Raw genomic sequence first — 16,728 nt, 5'->3', positions numbered from 1 at the left:
TTGGCCACAGCAGCCGTCTTTGTCAAAGCATCTGGAGCCGCGGCGCCCGGACGTGGGTAGCGTCACTCAGATCGTGGTGAGGCGTGAAGGAGCCTGTGGTTGTCGCGCGACACGCTGACGACGCGCTTCGGCGCAGTCCAGGGCCGCGTCGAGGGTGAGGTGTTCTCGCTCTACAACGTCCCCTACGCCCGCCCGCCCCTCGGCGAGCTCCGCTTCGCGGAGGCCGTCGCGCCCGAGCGCTGGGAGGGGGTCCGGGACGGCCGCAGGCCCGGGCTGATCGCCCCGCAACCCCCCTCCGGAGTGGGCAGCTACGTGCCCGGCGACCCCACCCTGCAGGGAGAGGACTGCCTTCAACTCAACGTCTTCAGCTCGACCTGCCCGGGCGCGGGGCGCCCGGTGCTCGTCTTCGTACACGGCGGCGCCTTCGCGACCGGAAGCGGTGCGGGTGTGATGTACGACGGGGCGGCCCTTGCTCGCGCCGGCGTCGTCGTCGTCACCGTCAACTACCGGCTCGGCGCGCTCGGCTTCCTCTCGCATCCGGCACTCGCCGCAACCGAGGGCCGCGCGCAGGGGAACTGGGCGCTCACCGACGTCCTCGCCGCGCTGCGCTTCGTGCGCGGGCACGCCGAGCTCTTCGGGGGCGACCCGCACAACGTCACCCTCGTCGGCCAGTCCTCTGGCGCGATGCTCGTCGCCGACCTCCTCGGCGCGCCCGAGGCGCAGGGGCTGTTCGCCCGAGCGGTGCTCGAGAGCGGCGCCGTGCTCGTCGACCGCCCCGAGCGCGCCACCGCCACCGCCGAGGAGCTCGCCGCGCTCCTTGGGTTGCCCGGGGTCGAGCGGCGGGCCCTCCTCGGCGTAGCGACGACGGAACTGCTCGAGGCCTCGGCCACGCTCTCCGCCTCGCGCGGCGGCCTGCTCAGCATGCCCTTCCGTCCGACGATCGAGCCCGGCGTGCTCCCGATCCACCCGCTCGCCGCGATCCGGCGGGGCGTGGCGGCCGGGAAGGAGCTCCTGATCGGGACGACCCGCGACGAGTTCGCCCTCTTCTCGACAGAGCTCGTCGATGAGGGGCTCGGCGCGGCGCGCCTCACCGCCCTCGTCGAGCAGCTCTTCGCGGCGACCGCCCCTGAGCTCGAGGGGCTCGCGCCGACCTTCGTCCAGCAGTATGCGGCCGCCCGCCACGGCGGTGCCGAAGCAGGCCGCGCACTCTTCGACGCGATCGCGACCGACGGCGTCTTCCGGCTACCTGCGCTCCGCCTCGCCGAGGCGCAGTCCCCGCACGGTCGGGTCTTCAACTACCGCTTCGACTGGCGCTCACCCTTCCTGAACGGCAACCTCGGCGCCTGCCACGGCATCGAGCTGCCCTTCGTCTTCGGGACCCTCGCCAACCCGGTGGTGGCGATGTTCTCCGGTGGCGGCCCGGAGGCGGTCGCCCTCGCAGAGGCCGTGCAGGGTGCCTGGGCCCGCTTCGCCGCGCTGGGGGACCCCTCCGGAGGACGGGCGGGCCGCTGGCCCGAGTACCTCCCAGACCGTCGCACGATGCTGCTCGGCCCCTCGATCGGCATCTCCGTCGCCGTGGGTGAGGCGGAGCGGCGCCTCTGGGCGGAACACCTCGTCGACGCGTCCGAACGGGAGGCCTCCACCGCGAGGCGATGAAGGGGACGTAGCCCAAGTGGCAGAGGCAGGGCGCTTAAACCGCTTCCAGTGAGGGTTCGAATCCCTCCGTCCCCACCGTGTGCGGTTGACCCCGTTGGGTGGACCGCTTCTTATGAGAACGTAGCCAGGCTGTTGTTGAGTGCTGACTGTGTTGGCGTCGTAAATGTTCTCGGTGCCGGCTCATCGGACGCGATCCGATCGCCTTGCCCCGCGCCGGCCGAGGACTCTCTTGCATTCCTCAGGTCAGCCCCCAAGCGCGTAGCTGATCGCCGAGCAGACCTTGCGCATGATCTCGTCGCCGACTCGCCCGATCGGACCGGTGAGCGATGCCTGGGTGATCGTGTGAAGACCGTCGCAGTTGATGGCAGAGGGTCGTTCCAAGCCAGCCTCGACGTGGTCGATGCCCACCTCCGCGGCCAGACCCCGGATCGACGTGGTGATCTCGGCCACGGTGACGAGGTCGCGCACGTCGAGGACCTCGGATCGGGTGAGCAGCAAGACGGGTCGAGTTTTGCGACCCACCTCGGCCAACCACAGCTCACCGCGTCTCAAGGCTCCCCCCACGCGTCAGCTTCGCTCCAGTCGGGGTCCGCACGTTCGGGGTGCCTCAGATAGGCCTCTCGGTCTGAGCGCGCCAACGCGGCGCGCACGGCATCAGCGACTCCCTGACGTGCCGCCGCCGAGACGTTGACTCCGAGCTGGCGGGCGCGATCAGCCAACTCCTCGTCCAGCGTGAAGGTCGTTCTCGATGAAGCCATAATAAAATGCTATCGCTCGACCGCAGCACATAGTGCTAGCGCATCCGGCTGCAGAAGGTTTCCCTGCACGGATCGAATCTCCGGCGTCAGGCTCCCGTTCGACAGGTCCGGCGCGTCGAGGATCCACCGATACGGCCAAGCTCGGTGCAACACCTGCTCAAACTCGGCCCGACCGAGGACCGATAATTGGCGGAGTGGACCACCCAGCTCGCAATCGCGTCACGCCGATGGGCGACATCGAGGCGTTCCCGCTTCGGGGCGCTTGGACCGGAAACCGCGGCGTGCTCCACCGCGGTGAGGAGATCGTCCGACCGTTCGCATCAAAGCTCTGGATCGTCTGCGCGCTCGAGTTCCGGGGGCGATGGCGAGAACAGTGGCTGGCGAATCGCTACACCTCCCTTTTCTTTCACGACGAGGCCCTCGCTTTCGCCGCCGGCCACCGACCGTGCGCGGAGTGCCGCCGGGCGGCATACAACGCGTACCGCGACGCGTGGGCCGCCGAGCTCGGCGGCGCCGCACCGTCCGCCGCCGAGATGAACGAGCAGCTGCACAGCGAACGACTCGTCCCGAGGACCCGGCAGCGAAGGTCGCACCCGGAGCCGTGGCGCGATCTCCCCGATGGCGCGTTCGTGCGGCTCGACGACGAGCCCCATCTCGTGCTCGGCGATCGCCTCGTGCGTTGGACGCGGGAGGGCTACGCCGAGGGCGTGCGTCGTCCGACACACGGGCCGGCCGCTGCGATCACGCCCCCCTCGACGCTCGGCGTGCTCCGAGGTGGGTACCCGCTGCAGATCGACGACGGGGCCTTCCGGTTCGCTCGCTAGGCCTGCCCCCGGCATCCGGATCGGGCATCGGGCCGCTCGAGGGGGCTCGCCCGCAGGGGAGCTGCCCGGGCCGAGCGGGGAGAGGGCTGCACGAGCTCGCGTCGCCGACCGCCCGGGCGAGGAGGCGGCGCCAGCCGTCAGTGCGGCGTGCTCGCTGCGAGCAGCGCGGCGATGCGGTCGGCTCCGCTCACCGCGGCGTCCTCGTCGACAAGCGCGGCGTTCTTCCTCGAGTACTCCTTCAGCAGCGCGATCGCCGTGGGATCGGTCTGGACGACGAGGGCCGCCAGCTCCCGTGCGCGCCCGAGAGCGCCGCCGTCGGGGACGATCTCGGTGAGCAGGCCGAGGCGGCGCGCCTCCTCGGTGTCGAGCTCGCGCCCGGTGAGCGAGAGGTCGAACGCGACCTTGTAGGGCACCAGGCGGAACAGGTACGAGAACACGATGAGCGGGGGGATCCCATGCGCGAGCTCGGTGAGCGCGAAGCGTGCCCCTTCCCCCGCGATGGCGACGTCGGAGAGCATCGCGAGGCCGAAACCGAAGCCGTAGGCCTGCCCCTCGACCGCCGCGATGACGGGGACCGGATAGCTGTCGAAGACGCGATTGAGGGCGAGGATCGGCGCCAGGTCCGTGGCGATCTCGTCCTTGGTCGTGAGGGAGCGGTCGCGGAGGCGGCCGGCACAGAAGCCGCCGTCGGCCCCGGCGACGATGACGGCGCGCAGCGCCTCGCTCCCGCGCAACTCGAGCAGTGACGCGCGCAGCTGCTCGATCCCCTCGCGGTCGAGCGAGTTGCCCTGCGGGCCGCGGAGCACGATCTCCGCGACCGCGCCCTCTCCGTCGAGATCCACCTCGTGCGCCATCGTCTGTCCCTTCGTCGTCGCCGTCCTCGGTGCCCGGCCGCGCCCGCTCCTCGGAGCGGCTGCACCCCGCGAGTGCCGCGGCGCCCGACCGAAGGTAGATGAGGAGGGGCGCCTGTGCAGCGGTGCGACGGTGGCGCGCGCTCGAGGGCCGTGATCCTCCTCCTCGGGACAGCCGTAAGGGTGAGGGTCTGTCGCTCGGGGGAGGGCCGCGGGGTGCTGCCGGAGCCGATGAGGGAGCAGCTTCCAGCGGCCGCGAGCCGGCGCGAGCGACGCGGCACGACGTGAGCGTGTTCGTCCCACCCCGGCCGACCCGCGCCGCGGCACCGAGCACTCCGACCGGAGTGGCCCCGGCGCCTTCGGCGTCCCCGTCGCCGACACGCCGGGGGGAGTCGCTCGCGCGGTTGGCTCGCTGTCGCCTCCGTCGCCGCCTTCCCGCTCGCCGAGGCCCTGCGGATCGTCCTGCAGGCGGGCCATCCCGTCCTCTACGGCGACCAGGCGCTCATCGAGCTCGACGTGCAACGCGCGGCGCGCTTCCAACAGCTCCTCGGTCCCTACAGCAGGAAGGGCTTCCACCACCTCGGGCCGCTGCTCTTCTATCTCCTCGCCCCCCCTCGGCGAGGTCGAAGTCGCCGAGGAGGCCGACGAGGATGGCGACGACGCGCCCCCACTCCTCGCGGAAGGTCTGCTCGAGGCTCGCCACCACTCCATGACGGGGCGCACCTCGATCCCTCCGCCGAGGCGGGCGGCCGGGATGCGCGCCGCGAGCTCGATCGCCGCGTCGAGGTCCTCGGCCTCGTAGATGAGGTAGCCGTTCAGGGCCTTTTTCGTCTCGACGAAGGGGCCGTCGGTGGTGATCGTCTTGCCGTCCTGGACCCGCACCGTGGTGGCGGTCTCCGGGCCCTGCAGCCCGCGGCTGGGGGTGACGCCGGGCGTCGTGTTGATCGCCTGGTAGTCGGACAGCTCTTCGGAATCTCCTCCCCGCCGCGCGCTACGGGTACTGGCCGGGCGGGAGCACGAGGAGGTGGGGCCAGACGACCACGTAGTACTTCCCGAGCGCGTAGAGGTGCGCCGGGCGGCCGAAGGTGTGCTCGACGGTCGCGATGCTCACCCTGCCGTAGGGGGCGCGCTGGTAGACGAGGAACTGGAAGGCCCGCCCCCGGTACCAGCCGACGTCGGACTGACGGCCGTCGCGGACGATGGTGCCCGCCGGGTCGGCGACCACGGGACGGACCGTCACCGCGCCGCGGCTCTCCAGGGTGACGATCGAGGCGGCCCAGTAGTCGCCGATCCCCTCGGTGAGGTGGTGGGCGAGGAGGAAGGCGTCGACGGGGTCGACGGGTTGGCGGGGCACCGGTTGGTGGAGGTCGATCGCGAGGCCGGCGGCGAGGCCGATCGTGCAGGCGAGCACAACCGCGAGCGCAGCGCGCCGCGGTCGGGGCGGGGCGGGGCGGTCGGCGAGCTCGGCGGCGCGACGCGCCGCGAGCAGCACCGCGAAGATCACCGCCGGGGTGAGGTAGCGGGCGTAGCCGGGGTTCTTGCTGAGGGTCAGCACCTCGAAGAGCGCGAGGTCACCGAGGAAGCCGAGGACGAGGAGGTCGTCGAGGCGGAAGCGCCCCTCGGGGTCGGCGTGTCCCGCGAGCGCGCCGCGCAGGCTCCCGAGGAGGCTGGCGGAGAGGCCGACGATGATCCCGAGGGCGACGACGAGGTGCGCCGCCTCGATGGGGAAGGGGAGCGCGGGGCCGTCGTAGGGGCCGCGCACCACCCCGAGCAGCGCGAGCCCCCACGAGGCGAGGTGGCCGAGGTCGCTCGTCATCTGGCCGAGGCTCGCCGTGTGGTGCGCCTCGTGGAAGCTGAAGGCGCCGAGGGCGCTCGTCAGCGCCCGGACGGCGACCGCCCCGAGGACCGCGCAACCCGCCACCCCGAGTGCGCCGAGCGCGCTGCGCCAGCGTCGCGTGCGCGCGGCGGCGAGCAGCCCCGAGAGGGCGACGGGCGCGACGCCGATCCCCACCGTCTGCAGGTCGCCGAGCAGGCCGCCGGCGAGGAAGAGCGCGGCGAGCGGGTAGCGCCAGCGCGTCCGCCCGCGCCCGAGGGCGAGGAAGGCGACGAGGCACCAGAGCGTCGTCGCGACGTGCCAGGGGCCCTGCAGGAGGAAGGCGGCGAGGGCGTGCGCCGGCAACGTGAGAAAGACGGTGACGCAGAGCGCGGCGACGAGCGCGCCGCGCCGCGCCGCGCCCCCGGCGGCGATCGCCGCGCCGACGAGGACGACGCCGAGGGCGATTGCCGCGGGGACGACGTGGTTGAGCGCCGGCACGAAACCGAGCACGGCGACCCCGGCGGCGTAAAAGAGGGCGTCGATCGTCCAGAACGAGTCGAGCGAGAGCGACCAGCCGCTCAAGGTGAGGTTGCCGTGCGCGAGCGCCCTCCCCTCGAGGGCGACCGTCGCGGAGTCCGAGTTCGCCACCACGGCGTGCACCGCCGAGTCGAGGAGGGCCACGAAGACGAGCACCGCGAGGGTGACGAGGGCGACCACCAGCCAGCCCGTCGTCAGCGCGCGGGCGCGGGGGGTGCCGTCGACGGCCGGCGCTCGCACGGGGGAACTCCTAGGCGCGCGACGCCCGCGGCGCAAACGGCGGGGCGAATTCAGAGGTTCTCCGGTCGCCGCAGCGCCGCCAGGGTGGCGGGGGTGCCGATCGCGATCAGCGCGCCGCCTGCGGGCGGGAGCGCCCGCAGCACGCTGAGCAGCGCCGCCTTCGCGACGCTCACGCAGCCCACCGTGGGGGACCCCGTCGCGACGTGCAGGAAGATCGCCGATCCCCGCCCCGGCACGACCGGCGCCGCGTTGTACTCCACCACCGCCAGCGCGTCATAGGCGGGGAGGATGCGCCACAGCGCCTCCGACCCACCCCCGAAGCTCGGGCGCGCCCCGCAGGCGAGGTGCACGAAGCGGTTGTAGGAGCTCGAGCGGGGGTCCTCGTCCCACCAGTCGCCGCACGAGAGGCGGTGGTAGGGCGACGCCAGGCCGGGATCGGGGTCCGCACCGTAGAGGAGCCTCCCGATCCCGAACAGGCCGGCCGGCGTCGTCGCGTCCCCCTCGAGGTGGTGCGCGGAGAGGCCGCCGCTCCCGAGCCATGCCGGGTAGGGCCCCGCGACGCGGACGAAGCAGGCGGCACCCGAGCGTCGATAGGCCGAGAGCTCGCCCTGCACCGCGGCGAAGCTCGGCGCGGTGACCGTCACGAGCACCTCCGGTGCCCGGGCCGCGAGGCGCGGGAGCGGCGTCGCACAGCGCGCCGCGGTGAGGGCAGCGACGACGCCGGCCGCTGGGCGAGCGGGCGAGAAGAGGCCCCCGAGGACGAGCGCGGGCGCCGTCAGGGCGCGCAGCGCGTCGCGCCACCGCCGGCGCCTCATCCTCCGGTGCGCGAGAAGTGCTGGTAGTCGGGGGAGGCGCTCCACCGCCCGCCCCAGAACCAGTGCACCGCGGCGAAGGCCCGCACGAGGGTCCCGCCGGGGACGGCCATGCCGGGGCGGGGGTCGCCGCGGGCGAGGTAGCGGGCACCCGCGGCCGGCTCGGCGGCGCCGTTCAGCACGTAGGGGTTCTCGACCGGGTTCACGTCGATCGCCTCGCCGTAGGAGTGCACCGACCAGCTCGGCGGGCCGTCGGCGACGGCGTAGCGGCAGTTGAAGCCCGAGGTGTTGTCCGCCGCCATCGAGCTCGGGTCCTTCCCGCCGAAGGCCGCCTCGGGGATCATGCTGCGGATCGGGAAACGCGCCGCGTAGAGGGTGCGGAAGACGGTGACCACCGCGGCGGTCACCTGGGCGTTGACGACGATCGAGCCGGGATGGGCGTGCCCGTCGAAGCCGACGTAGTCGACCCGCACGAGGCGCAGCGAGGCCGGCCCGACGGGGCAGCCGGCGCGCCAGGTACGAGCGAGCGAGGCAGCGGTGACGGGGGCGATCGACGACGAGAAGGCAGGGAGCGCGGCCGGCGCGACGGCGGGCGCCAGCGCGAGCGCCGCCGTCAGGGAGACCGCGGCGGGGATCACCGGCGCGTCGCGATCACGACGGCGCTCTCGTAGTCGACCACCCAGGGCCCCCCGTGCGCGAGCTCCTCGCCGACCGCGGCGAGGAGCTCCTCGAGGGCCTCGGGGGCGAGGAGGCGGTGGTCGCTCTGGGTGCGCGAGAGGCCGGCCCACTCCTCGGTGGTGTAGCTGGTCGTCCAGGGGAAACGGAGGATCTCGGCCACCTCGAAGACGCCGGAGAGGGTGATCGCCTCGGCGTAGCGGTTGAGCTCCTCGATGTCGTCGACGGTGCCGAGGAGCGGCGAGTGCTCGAGGAGGGCCGGTGCGAGGCGGGCGTAGAGCGGCTCGAGGCGCGACTGCAGCGGCCCCGCAGGGTGGCGGTAGTTCCAGAAGGGCGCGAGACGGCCGCCCCGCTCGAGCAGCCGCGAGGCCTTCGTCGGCCCGATCCGCGGCTCCACCCAGTGCCACGCCTGGCCGGCGATCACGAGATCGAAGCGCCGTCCGGCGGTCTCCCACTCCTCGAAGCGCCCGACCTCCACCTCGAGGCCCCGCTCGCGACCGAGCTCGGCCATGCGCGGGTCGGGGTCGATGCCGAGGACGTCGCAACCGGCGGCGCGGAAGGCCGCCGAGGCCTTCCCCGTGCCGCAGCCGACGTCGAGCAGCCGCAGCCCCGGCCGTGCGCCGAGCGCCGCGGCGAGGGCCTCGGGGTAGCCGGGACGCACCCGCTCGTAGAGGTCGGCCTGCTCGCCGAAGCTCATCGCCCGTCCCGTCGCGAGGTACCCGCGCGGGCGGCCGACGACCTCGTCGCTCACGGGATGCTCTCGGTGAGGGTCTGCTCGGCGGCGTGGCGGTGGCGCTGGCGCAGGAACGCGAAGAGGCTGAGCGCCCCGCCGACGGCGAAGAAGCAGAGCGCGGCGATCTCGACGGCGTCGGTGCCGTTGTCGGGGCCGAGCCAGAGGTACTCGTCGAAGAAGCGGCTGAGTCCCCACAGCCCGGCGACGAGCGGCCAGACGACGCCTGCTCCCGGCGCGATCCCGAGGTGCGCGAGGCGCCGTTCGAGGACGATCGCGAGCACGAAGACGGCACCGCACTCGAGCGCCTGGAAGAGGGGGACGGGGATGCGACGGCCGACCTCGCCGGCGTAGTACATCCCGTACCAGGCAGTCGTCGCCTTGCCGCCACCGGCGACCATCAGCTGCGGGCCGAGCAGGCGGCCGAGCGCCCACGCCGCGACGAGCACGGGGGCGAGGAGGTCGGCGGCCACCGACCCGGCGAGGCTCGGGCAGCGGCGGTGCGCGCTCAGGAAGCCGACGGGGAGGGCGAGGCCGAGGCCGCCGAACGAGGAGAGGCCGCCGTGCCAGACGGCGAGGATCTCGATGGGGTTGGAGGAGTAGTAGCCGAAGTTCGCGACGACGTGCACGATGCGCGCCCCGACCACCGCGGCCACGACGACGAGGACGAAGGTGCCCGCGAGCCAGCCGTCGGGGTAGCCGGCGTCGCGTAGCCGACGGCTGAAGTAGCCGTAGCCGAACCAGAAGGTGAGGGCGAGGCCGATGCCGTAGGTGTGGACCTGTAGCGGTCCGAGGTGGAAGTCGACGGGGATCGGCTTCACCGGCTGCTCACCGGGCCCCGCTCAGGAGCGGCGGTCGCGCCGACAGACCGCTCCCGCAACACGCGTCCAGTATGTCGCCGCCGCCCGCGCCCTCGGGACGCGGCAAAGCCCCGGGTAGCCGTGCGGCCGAAACCGCCCGGACTTCCCGGGGCCAGTGCCCAGTGAGCACGTCCCCTCCGGGTCGCCTTGCGGCGCCACCGGAGAAGCCGTCCGCTTTGCAGCGGCGCTGCGAGACCGTACGAGCTCCGAGAAGCACCCCGTCCTCACAACCTCTCACCGTCACCAGGGTTCCGGCGAGTTCCCTATTTGGAGTATCTGACTGCCCCGGAGGGCTGCCCGTTCGCTCCAAGGTCCGTCGCTTTCTCCCTGGTGAGAGCAGCTTGCGCCACCGCCGAGGGGGGGTCAAGGGCGTTTCGCGAAATCCAGAAGTTGTCGACAACGAAATGTGGAAATCCTCCTCTCGTCCCCAGGACACCAACAGTGCTGTCCACAGCGATCGGCCCGCGTCCCCTTCCGCGAGACTGGTGGCGATGACCGAAGGGGCGGCCGCCGCGGCGCGGCGAGCGGTCGCGGCCCTCGCTCGGGCGAGGGAGGGCGGCGCCACCGCGCGCCTTTTCCCGTGCAGCCGCTCACGGTGACCCGGTGAGCGACGAGCCGCTCGCGATCTCCCGCAAGCTCGGGATCAAGACGGGCCACCGGGTCGTCCTCGTGCACCCCCGCGACGGCTTCGCCCTCGCCGACCTCCCCGAGCGCGCCACGGTCGAGGTGGCCGGCTCGGCCCCCGCGGCCCCCGCCGACGTGGTCATCGCCTTCTTCGCGACGACGGCGGAGCTCGAGTCCGAGGTCACGTCGCTCGGGGCCGCGATTACCGTGGACGGCGCACTGTGGCTCGCGTGGCCGCGGCGGGCGGGCGGCGGGGTGAGCGACCTCACCGACAACGTGGTGCGGTCCCTCGGCCTCGCCAGCGGGCTGGTCGACGTCAAGGTCGCGGCCCTCGGCGAGCGATGGTCCTCGCTGCGCTTCGTCCACCGCGTCGCCCAGCGCGAGGCGCTGCGGCGGCGCTGACCGACGAACTTCGAGGAGGAGCGATGGCCCCAGGAACGATCACGATCGGCGGTGACCTCGAGGTCAACCGCTTCGCCTTCGGCGCGATGCGCATCACCGGCCCGGGGATCTGGGGGCCGCCGGCCGACCGCGAGGAGGCGCACGCCGTCCTTCGGCGAGCGCTCGAGCTCGGCGCCAACTTCATCGACACCGCCGACGCCTACGGCCCCGACGTCTCCGAGGACCTGATCGCGGAGGCGCTCGCGCCCTATCGCGCCGATCTCGTGATCGCCACCAAGGGCGGGCTGTTGCGCGGCGGCCCGAACAACTGGTTCCCCGACGGCCACCCCGAGCACCTGCGAGAGGCGTGCGACGGCAGCCTCCGCCGCCTCGGCCTCGAGCAGATCCCCCTCTACCAGCTCCACCGCCCGGACCCGGCGGTCCCCTTCGCCGACTCCGTCGGCACCTTCGCCGAGCTGAAGGCCGAGGGCAAGGTCGGCCACGTCGGCCTCTCGAACGTCTCGGCCGAGCAGCTCCGCGAGGCGCAGGGCATCGTCGAGGTCGCCTCGGTGCAGAACCGTTACAACCTCACTGACCGCGAGTCCGAGGGACTGATCGACGCCTGCGCCGAGCAGGGCGTCGCCTTCATCCCGTGGGCGCCGATCCGCGGCGCCGACGAGCACCCGGTCGCGCGCGAGGTCGCCGCCGCGCACGGCGTCCCGCCGATCCACGTCGCGATCGCCTATCTCCTCGCGCGCTCACCGGCGATGCTGCCGATCGCCGGCACCGGCTCGGTCGCGCACCTCGAGGAGAACTTCGGCGCGCTCTTCCTCGAGCTCACCGACGACGAGCTCGGCCGCCTACGCGCCGCGTAACCACAGCGGGCGCTGCGGGTCGGTCCAGGCGACCCACAGGTTGGCCGGGCACACTCGGGGGAGGGACGGCACCTGCGAAGTGCGAGGGGCCGTCCCGGCTCGGTTGAGGGGGGAGACCCCACCCCCTGAAGCCTGGTCTCTCGTCCTGGGCGGCCCGCGCCACCCCCCGACGGCGCCGCCCGGGACGAGCGGGGTCGCCTCAGCTCTCGGAGCTCCCCTCCGCGAGCAGGCGGCCCAGGTCGTCGGCGACCTCCACGCACAGCATCCGCAGTCGCTCGAGGCGCGCCGCGGTGTCGTCGGTCTCGAGGAGGCGCTGTGCGTCGTAGGGGTTGAGCGGAGCGACGGCGCACAGGCGCCAGGAGGCGGCGTCGGCATCGTCTCCGAGGCCGAGGTCACCGGCGAGCGCCGGCGCCTCGCCGAGCTCGGAGAGCAGCGCCCGCGCCCGTCGCACCGTCCGCTCGGTCGCCGCGACGAGCTCGGGGTCCACGGCCGCGGTGGAGGCGGCGAGCTCGCGCACTCGGGCGTTCGGGTAGGGCTGCTCGGGGAGCCACTCCTCGATCGCGATCCGCCGACGCCCCTCACAGAGCAGCGCGAAGCGTCCGTCGGGGAAGGGGGAGGCCGCCTCGATGTGGGCGACGGTGCCGACGCCGCAGCGCTCGTCGCCACCTCCCACCTCGCCGCCGCGGGAGATGAGCACCACGCCGAACTCGCCCTCGCCCTCCAGGCAGTCCTGGATCATCTGCCGGTAACGGGGCTCGAAGACGTGCAACGGGATCGCGGCGTGCGGGTAGAGGACGGTCCCGAGGGGGAACATCGCCATCGGCCGCGGCTCGCCGGGCTGCTGCACCGTCCCTGTCGCCGCGTCGCTCATCCCACCTCCACGGGCCGAGCCTAATGAGGGGCTTTGCAAAGGGCCCTCCGACGCGGGATACCGTCACGCGACCCGTCGGATCGAGCGAGGAGCCAAGGCATGAGGACCCAGGTCGGGATCATCGGAGCGGGGCCGGCCGGGCTGATGCTCTCCCACCTGCTCGCGCTCGCCGGCGTCGACTCGGTCGTCCTCGAGAGCCGCAGTCAGAGCTACGTGGAGCAGCGGGTGCGCGCCGGGGTGCTCGAGCACGACACCGTCGAGCTGATGAAGGCGACCGGCGTCGGGGAGCGGGTCGCCCGTGAGGGGCTCGTCCACCACGGCCTCGAGCTCCGCTTCGACCGCACCCGCCACCGCGTCCCCCTCTCGGAGCTCACCGGCGGCAGGACGATCGTCGTCTACGGCCAGCAGGAGGTGGTGAAGGACCTCGCCGCCGCCCGGCGCGCCGCGGGCGGGACGCTCCTGTACGAGGCGGAGGAGGTCGCCCTGCACGACCTCACGAGCGAGCGGCCGAGCGTGACCTTCCTCCACGAGGGGCGCGCCGAGCGACTGGAGTGCGACTACATCGCCGGCTGCGACGGCTTCCACGGCGTCTCGCGCCCGTCGATCCCTGACGGTGCGACCACCTTCTACGACTGGCACTACCCCTTCGCCTGGCTCGGGATCCTCGCCACGGTCGCCCCCTCCACCGAGGAGCTGATCTACGCCCGCCACGACCGCGGCTTCGCGCTGCACAGCCTCCGCTCTCCCGAGCTCTCCCGCCTCTACCTGCAGTGCGCGCCGGAGGAGCGGATCGAGGAGTGGCCCGACGAGCGGATCTGGGAGGAGCTGACGCAGCGCTTCGAGACCGACGACGGCTTCGTCCTCCACGACGGGCCGATCATCGAGAAGTCGGTGACGCCGATGCGCAGTTTCGTCTGCGAGCCGATGCAGTTCGGTCGTCTCTATCTCGCTGGCGACGCCGCGCACATCGTCCCGCCGACCGGCGCCAAGGGGCTCAACCTCGCGATCTTCGACGTGCGGGTGCTCGCCGCGGCGCTCGTCGCCGCGGAGCAGCACGGCAGCGAGGAGCTGCTCGCCGGGTATTCCTCGACCTGTCTCGAGCGCGTCTGGCGGGTGCAGCACTTCTCCTGGTGGATGACCTCGATGCTGCACCGTTTCTCCGAGCCCGCGGCCGGCGGGGAGGGGGTGGCGCTCGAGGACCGCCTGCAGGAGTCCCAGCTCGCCTACACGGTTCGCTCGCGTGCCGCGATGGGCGCGCTGGCGGAGAACTACGTCGGGCTGCCGCAGGACTTCTTCGGCTGAGCGTCCCGCTCAGCGCGCGCGGCAGCGCCGGGCGGAGTAGAGGGCGACGCCACCGGCGGTGAGCCGAGGCGGGCCGAGCGCGGCGCGGAACAGCGCGCGCACCGGTGCGGGGTCCACGCCGTGCGGCCAGTCGAGGACGTCGGTGACCCGCGCCCCGCGCAGGTAGCGGCAGAAGGCCGCGGTCGAGGGCCTCGGGGCGGCCCGCGGGTAGTGGCTCGCTGCGCCGGCGGTGGTGGCGGCGAGGAAGCGCTGGACCCCCGCGGGCTCGAGAAGCAGCGGCCAGTACTGCCCTTTGCCGCCGGGCCCGCGCACGGTCGCGTAGCCGCCGAGGAGGCGGAAGGAGAAGGCGTCCTCGGCCTGCCACCCCATCGCCTCGATGTCGGGCGGGGTCGGGTAGGGGTAGGCGAGGACGACGGCGTCTCTTGCGAGCGCCGCGGTGAGGGGCGCCGGGAGACCCGCCGGCCAGGCGAGGGCGCTCTCGGCGAGCGGGAGGGCGGGCACGAGGGTGGCGAGGGTGAGCGCCCCGAGGCCGAGGAGGCCGAGGCGGGCACCGCGCCGGGCGGGGAGCGGTCCGCGGCCGAGGCCGAGGGCGACGACCGCGGCGGAGAAGAGCGCGACCTCCCCGCCGAAGCGCGCGGGGACGAGGTTGTCGAGCAGCGGGAGGTGGGAGAGGAGCACCTCGGGGAGCGCGAGCGCGCTGCGGTGGCCGTGCACGACGAGGCGCGGCCCGAGGGCGAGCACGAAGGCCGCGCCGCCGAGCAGCGCGCCGCAGCGGACGAGGGGGTCACCGAAGCGGCGGAGCAGGCACACGAGCACGAGCAGCAGGAGGGGGAGGCCGAGGTAGCCGCCGAGCTCGGAGAGGTCGCGGGTCGCGAAGTGCGCGAGCCCGGCTGCGGGGTCGACCGCCTGGCGGAGGGTGGGGAGGAGGGGTTCGAGGAGGTCCTCGGAGAAGAACTGCAGCTTGGCGACGGGCTGCACCGGGCCGCGCAGGTGCCCTGCGCCGGCGAGCAGCTGGTAGAGGGGGTAGCCGACGAGGGCCGCGGTGACCGAGAGCGCCGTGCCTGCGGCGGTGAGGTAGCCGCCGAGCCGCTCGCGAAGGGCGCGGCGATGGGCCAGCGCGCCGACGAGCAGCGCGCCACCGGCGAGGAGGAGGCACTGCGCGAGCACCTCGGGGTCGATGAGGAACTGTGCGGCGACCGTCACGCCGAGGCCGAGGCCGACCTCCGGCCACCAGCGTCGGCGGGCGTCGGCGGGTGGGCCGGTGGCGACCTCGTAGGCGAGGAGGAAGAGCACCGGGGGGAGTACCCCGAAGGCGAGGTCGAGGTGGGCGTCGCCGCGCGCCTGGCCCACGAGGTAGGGGCCGAAGCCGTAGAGCAGGCCGCCGAGGGCGCGGGCGGGACGGGCGGTGCCGAGGCGCCCGAGGACGGCGTAGAGGGAGAAGGCCGAGAGCGCGAGGGCGAGGTGGAGGAGCAGGTTGAACGCGGCAACGGGGCCGAGGGCGAGCACGACCGGCGTCGACAGCACGCCGAGGAGGGGGACCGTGGTGTTGCTCGCGAGGTTCACCCCGCCGGGGTAGCCGAGCGCCGTCGTCTGGAAGAGGTCGTGGCCGTGGCTGAGCGCGTGGGCGGTGTAGGCGAGGAACCACGTCATCTGCGCAGGGTCGCCGAGCCCGCCGTCGGGCAGTCGGCTCGCGTCGAGCGGTCCGACGGGGAGGAAGACGAGGAGGGCGAGGAGGAGGTAGCCGGCGAGGACGGCGGCCGACCGTGCAGCAGCGGGGAGGCGCTCGAGGCGCGGGACGCTCACCGCGCGCGCCGCGCCCGTCGGTGGTGCGGTGCCCGGCGCGAGGTGCTACAGCTCGAGCGTGGGCGCGTAGAAGACGTCCTCGAGCGCGAGCTTCCGCTGGCTCAGCCCCTGCTCGTAGGAGTAGAGGAGGATCGTCTCGAGGAGCTCGCGGTTGTCCTGCACCCCGTAGGGGAAGAGGTCGACCGCGAGCGCCTGCTGCACCTCCGGGCCGACGGTGCCGGTGTCGAGGAAGGGGTCGAGGCCGGCCGCCGAGACCGAGCTCGACACCCCGCCGCCGAAGGACTCCGCGGCGGCGACCTTCTTCGCCTCGAGGAAGGCCGAGTAGAGGTTGAGTGGGATCCACGGGTGGGCTTCGAGCACGTCACGGCGGATCGCGACGCAGTGGTTGACGGGGTAGACCCCGGTCTTCGCGAAGTAGCGGGCCGACTCGGCGCGGGCGTCGAAGAGCGGACGGACGCCCGAGCCGGGGCCGAAGACCCGGCTGCTCCGATCGACGAGGTTGTTCGTCCCGGCGAGGTAGTGGAGCGCCGCGTCGAGCTCGCCGGTGGCGAGCATCTCGCCCATGTCGGTGTCGCCCGGGATGTACTCGAGCGTCACCCCCGGCGGCGGCTGGAAGCCGGTGGCGCCGCCGTGACTCTTCTCGGGCGGTCGTTCCATGAACCAGTGCAGGTCACGGGGATCGACGCCGTACTCGTGCTGGAGGATGCCGCGCGCCCAGAGGGCGGCCGTCTGCTGGTACTCGGGGACCCCGACGCGCTTGCCGGCGAGGTCGCTCGGCTGTTCGATGCCGCGGTCCTCGCGGACGAGCACGCCGGTGTGGAAGAAGTTCCTCGTCGTGAAGATCGGGATGCCGACGAAAGTGTCGATGCCGCGGGAGATGGCGATCAACAGGCTCGACATCGACATCTCGGAGAGCTCGAACTCCTGGTAACTGAGCTGCCGCCAGAAGAGCTCCGAGGCGTGGATCGTCGAGCAGTGGAGGTCGATCCCCTGCGGCTTCACCCGCCCGGAGATGATCGGCCGCGACCGGGGGTTCGACGCGATCGCGAAGCTCAGATCGATGTCCGCCATGTCGCTCCCCAGTGCTCGTCGGTCCGACTCCGGGGCGCACGC

Annotated in this window: 15 protein-coding genes and 1 tRNA gene; 6 read left to right on the top strand and 10 right to left on the bottom strand. The window is 73.2% G+C overall.

Features of this window, described 5'->3' with window-relative positions:
- Positions 1-99: 99 nt before the first annotated feature.
- Positions 100-1,656 (top strand): carboxylesterase family protein, encoded by a 1,557-nt coding sequence (locus tag VNF07_00405; GenBank protein HVB04700.1) that lies wholly within the window; start codon positions 100-102, stop codon positions 1,654-1,656.
- A gap of 1 nt (position 1,657) precedes the next feature.
- A tRNA-Leu gene (locus VNF07_00400) sits at positions 1,658-1,731 on the top strand.
- A gap of 168 nt (positions 1,732-1,899) precedes the next feature.
- Here the strand turns inward: VNF07_00400 and VNF07_00395 are convergent.
- Complete coding sequence (locus VNF07_00395) at positions 1,900-2,220, bottom strand: type II toxin-antitoxin system PemK/MazF family toxin (protein ID HVB04699.1); 321 nt, start codon at positions 2,218-2,220, stop codon at positions 1,900-1,902.
- Between the two features lie 421 nt (positions 2,221-2,641).
- Here VNF07_00395 and VNF07_00390 point away from each other — a divergent pair, with 421 nt between their 5' ends.
- Complete coding sequence (locus VNF07_00390) at positions 2,642-3,238, top strand: hypothetical protein (GenBank protein HVB04698.1); 597 nt, start codon at positions 2,642-2,644, stop codon at positions 3,236-3,238.
- A 137-nt stretch (positions 3,239-3,375) separates the two neighbouring features.
- Here VNF07_00390 and VNF07_00385 read toward each other — a convergent pair whose 3' ends face one another.
- The 6 genes from VNF07_00385 to VNF07_00360 all read right to left on the bottom strand — a co-directional run bounded on the left by VNF07_00385 (position 3,376) and on the right by VNF07_00360 (position 9,720).
- The gene (locus VNF07_00385) at positions 3,376-4,971 is read right to left on the bottom strand and encodes an enoyl-CoA hydratase-related protein (GenBank protein ID HVB04697.1); all 1,596 of its coding nucleotides are present in this window, start codon (positions 4,969-4,971) and stop codon (positions 3,376-3,378) included.
- Between the two features lie 109 nt (positions 4,972-5,080).
- Positions 5,081-6,682 (bottom strand): hypothetical protein, encoded by a 1,602-nt coding sequence (locus VNF07_00380; protein HVB04696.1) that lies wholly within the window; start codon positions 6,680-6,682, stop codon positions 5,081-5,083.
- Between the two features lie 50 nt (positions 6,683-6,732).
- Complete coding sequence (locus VNF07_00375; GenBank protein HVB04695.1) at positions 6,733-7,497, bottom strand: hypothetical protein; 765 nt, start codon at positions 7,495-7,497, stop codon at positions 6,733-6,735.
- A complete protein-coding gene (locus VNF07_00370) occupies positions 7,494-8,132 on the bottom strand; it encodes a M15 family metallopeptidase (GenBank protein ID HVB04694.1) in 639 nt (212 codons plus the stop codon). Before VNF07_00370 ends, VNF07_00375 begins: the two co-directional genes overlap by 4 nt.
- Positions 8,129-8,920 carry a class I SAM-dependent methyltransferase gene (locus VNF07_00365; protein ID HVB04693.1) on the bottom strand — a complete coding sequence of 264 codons (792 nt, stop codon included), beginning with the start codon at positions 8,918-8,920 and terminating at the stop codon, positions 8,129-8,131. The genes VNF07_00370 and VNF07_00365 overlap by 4 nt, the downstream gene beginning before the upstream one ends.
- On the bottom strand, positions 8,917-9,720 hold the full coding sequence (locus tag VNF07_00360) for a prolipoprotein diacylglyceryl transferase family protein (GenBank protein HVB04692.1): 804 nt from the start codon (positions 9,718-9,720) through the stop codon (positions 8,917-8,919). Before VNF07_00360 ends, VNF07_00365 begins: the two co-directional genes overlap by 4 nt.
- Before the next feature lie 642 nt (positions 9,721-10,362).
- Between VNF07_00360 and VNF07_00355 the strand changes: the two genes are divergently transcribed.
- The gene (locus VNF07_00355) at positions 10,363-10,785 is read left to right on the top strand and encodes a DUF3052 domain-containing protein (GenBank protein HVB04691.1); all 423 of its coding nucleotides are present in this window, start codon (positions 10,363-10,365) and stop codon (positions 10,783-10,785) included.
- A 23-nt stretch (positions 10,786-10,808) separates the two neighbouring features.
- Positions 10,809-11,639 (top strand): aldo/keto reductase, encoded by an 831-nt coding sequence (locus VNF07_00350; GenBank protein ID HVB04690.1) that lies wholly within the window; start codon positions 10,809-10,811, stop codon positions 11,637-11,639.
- A 199-nt stretch (positions 11,640-11,838) separates the two neighbouring features.
- Here VNF07_00350 and VNF07_00345 read toward each other — a convergent pair whose 3' ends face one another.
- A complete protein-coding gene (locus tag VNF07_00345; protein HVB04689.1) occupies positions 11,839-12,510 on the bottom strand; it encodes an LON peptidase substrate-binding domain-containing protein in 672 nt (223 codons plus the stop codon).
- A gap of 99 nt (positions 12,511-12,609) precedes the next feature.
- Between VNF07_00345 and pobA the strand changes: the two genes are divergently transcribed.
- A complete protein-coding gene (gene pobA, locus VNF07_00340; protein ID HVB04688.1) occupies positions 12,610-13,812 on the top strand; it encodes a 4-hydroxybenzoate 3-monooxygenase in 1,203 nt (400 codons plus the stop codon).
- Between the two features lie 9 nt (positions 13,813-13,821).
- Here pobA and VNF07_00335 read toward each other — a convergent pair whose 3' ends face one another.
- On the bottom strand, positions 13,822-15,615 hold the full coding sequence (locus tag VNF07_00335) for a hypothetical protein (protein ID HVB04687.1): 1,794 nt from the start codon (positions 15,613-15,615) through the stop codon (positions 13,822-13,824).
- A 45-nt stretch (positions 15,616-15,660) separates the two neighbouring features.
- Positions 15,661-16,686: an ABC transporter substrate-binding protein gene (locus VNF07_00330; protein HVB04686.1), complete on the bottom strand. Its 1,026-nt coding sequence runs from the start codon at positions 16,684-16,686 to the stop codon at positions 15,661-15,663.
- Between the last annotated feature and the right edge of the window lie 42 nt (positions 16,687-16,728).

The organism is Acidimicrobiales bacterium, assembly GCA_035533595.1.
In the GTDB taxonomy this organism is placed as follows: domain Bacteria; phylum Actinomycetota; class Acidimicrobiia; order Acidimicrobiales; family Bog-793; genus DATLTN01.
Note: the sequence above shows the minus strand (reverse complement) of the source record. Positions and strands in the feature narration are given on the sequence as shown.

Coding starts and splice junctions, on each gene's coding strand:
- VNF07_00375 (HVB04695.1), bottom strand. CDS start 7,497: ATGAGGCGCCGGCGGTGGCGCGACGCGCTGCGCGCCCTGACGGCGCCC.
- VNF07_00330 (HVB04686.1), bottom strand. CDS start 16,686: ATGGCGGACATCGATCTGAGCTTCGCGATCGCGTCGAACCCCCGGTCG.
- pobA (HVB04688.1), top strand. CDS start 12,610: ATGAGGACCCAGGTCGGGATCATCGGAGCGGGGCCGGCCGGGCTGATG.
- VNF07_00350 (HVB04690.1), top strand. CDS start 10,809: ATGGCCCCAGGAACGATCACGATCGGCGGTGACCTCGAGGTCAACCGC.
- VNF07_00345 (HVB04689.1), bottom strand. CDS start 12,510: ATGAGCGACGCGGCGACAGGGACGGTGCAGCAGCCCGGCGAGCCGCGG.
- VNF07_00390 (HVB04698.1), top strand. CDS start 2,642: ATGGGCGACATCGAGGCGTTCCCGCTTCGGGGCGCTTGGACCGGAAAC.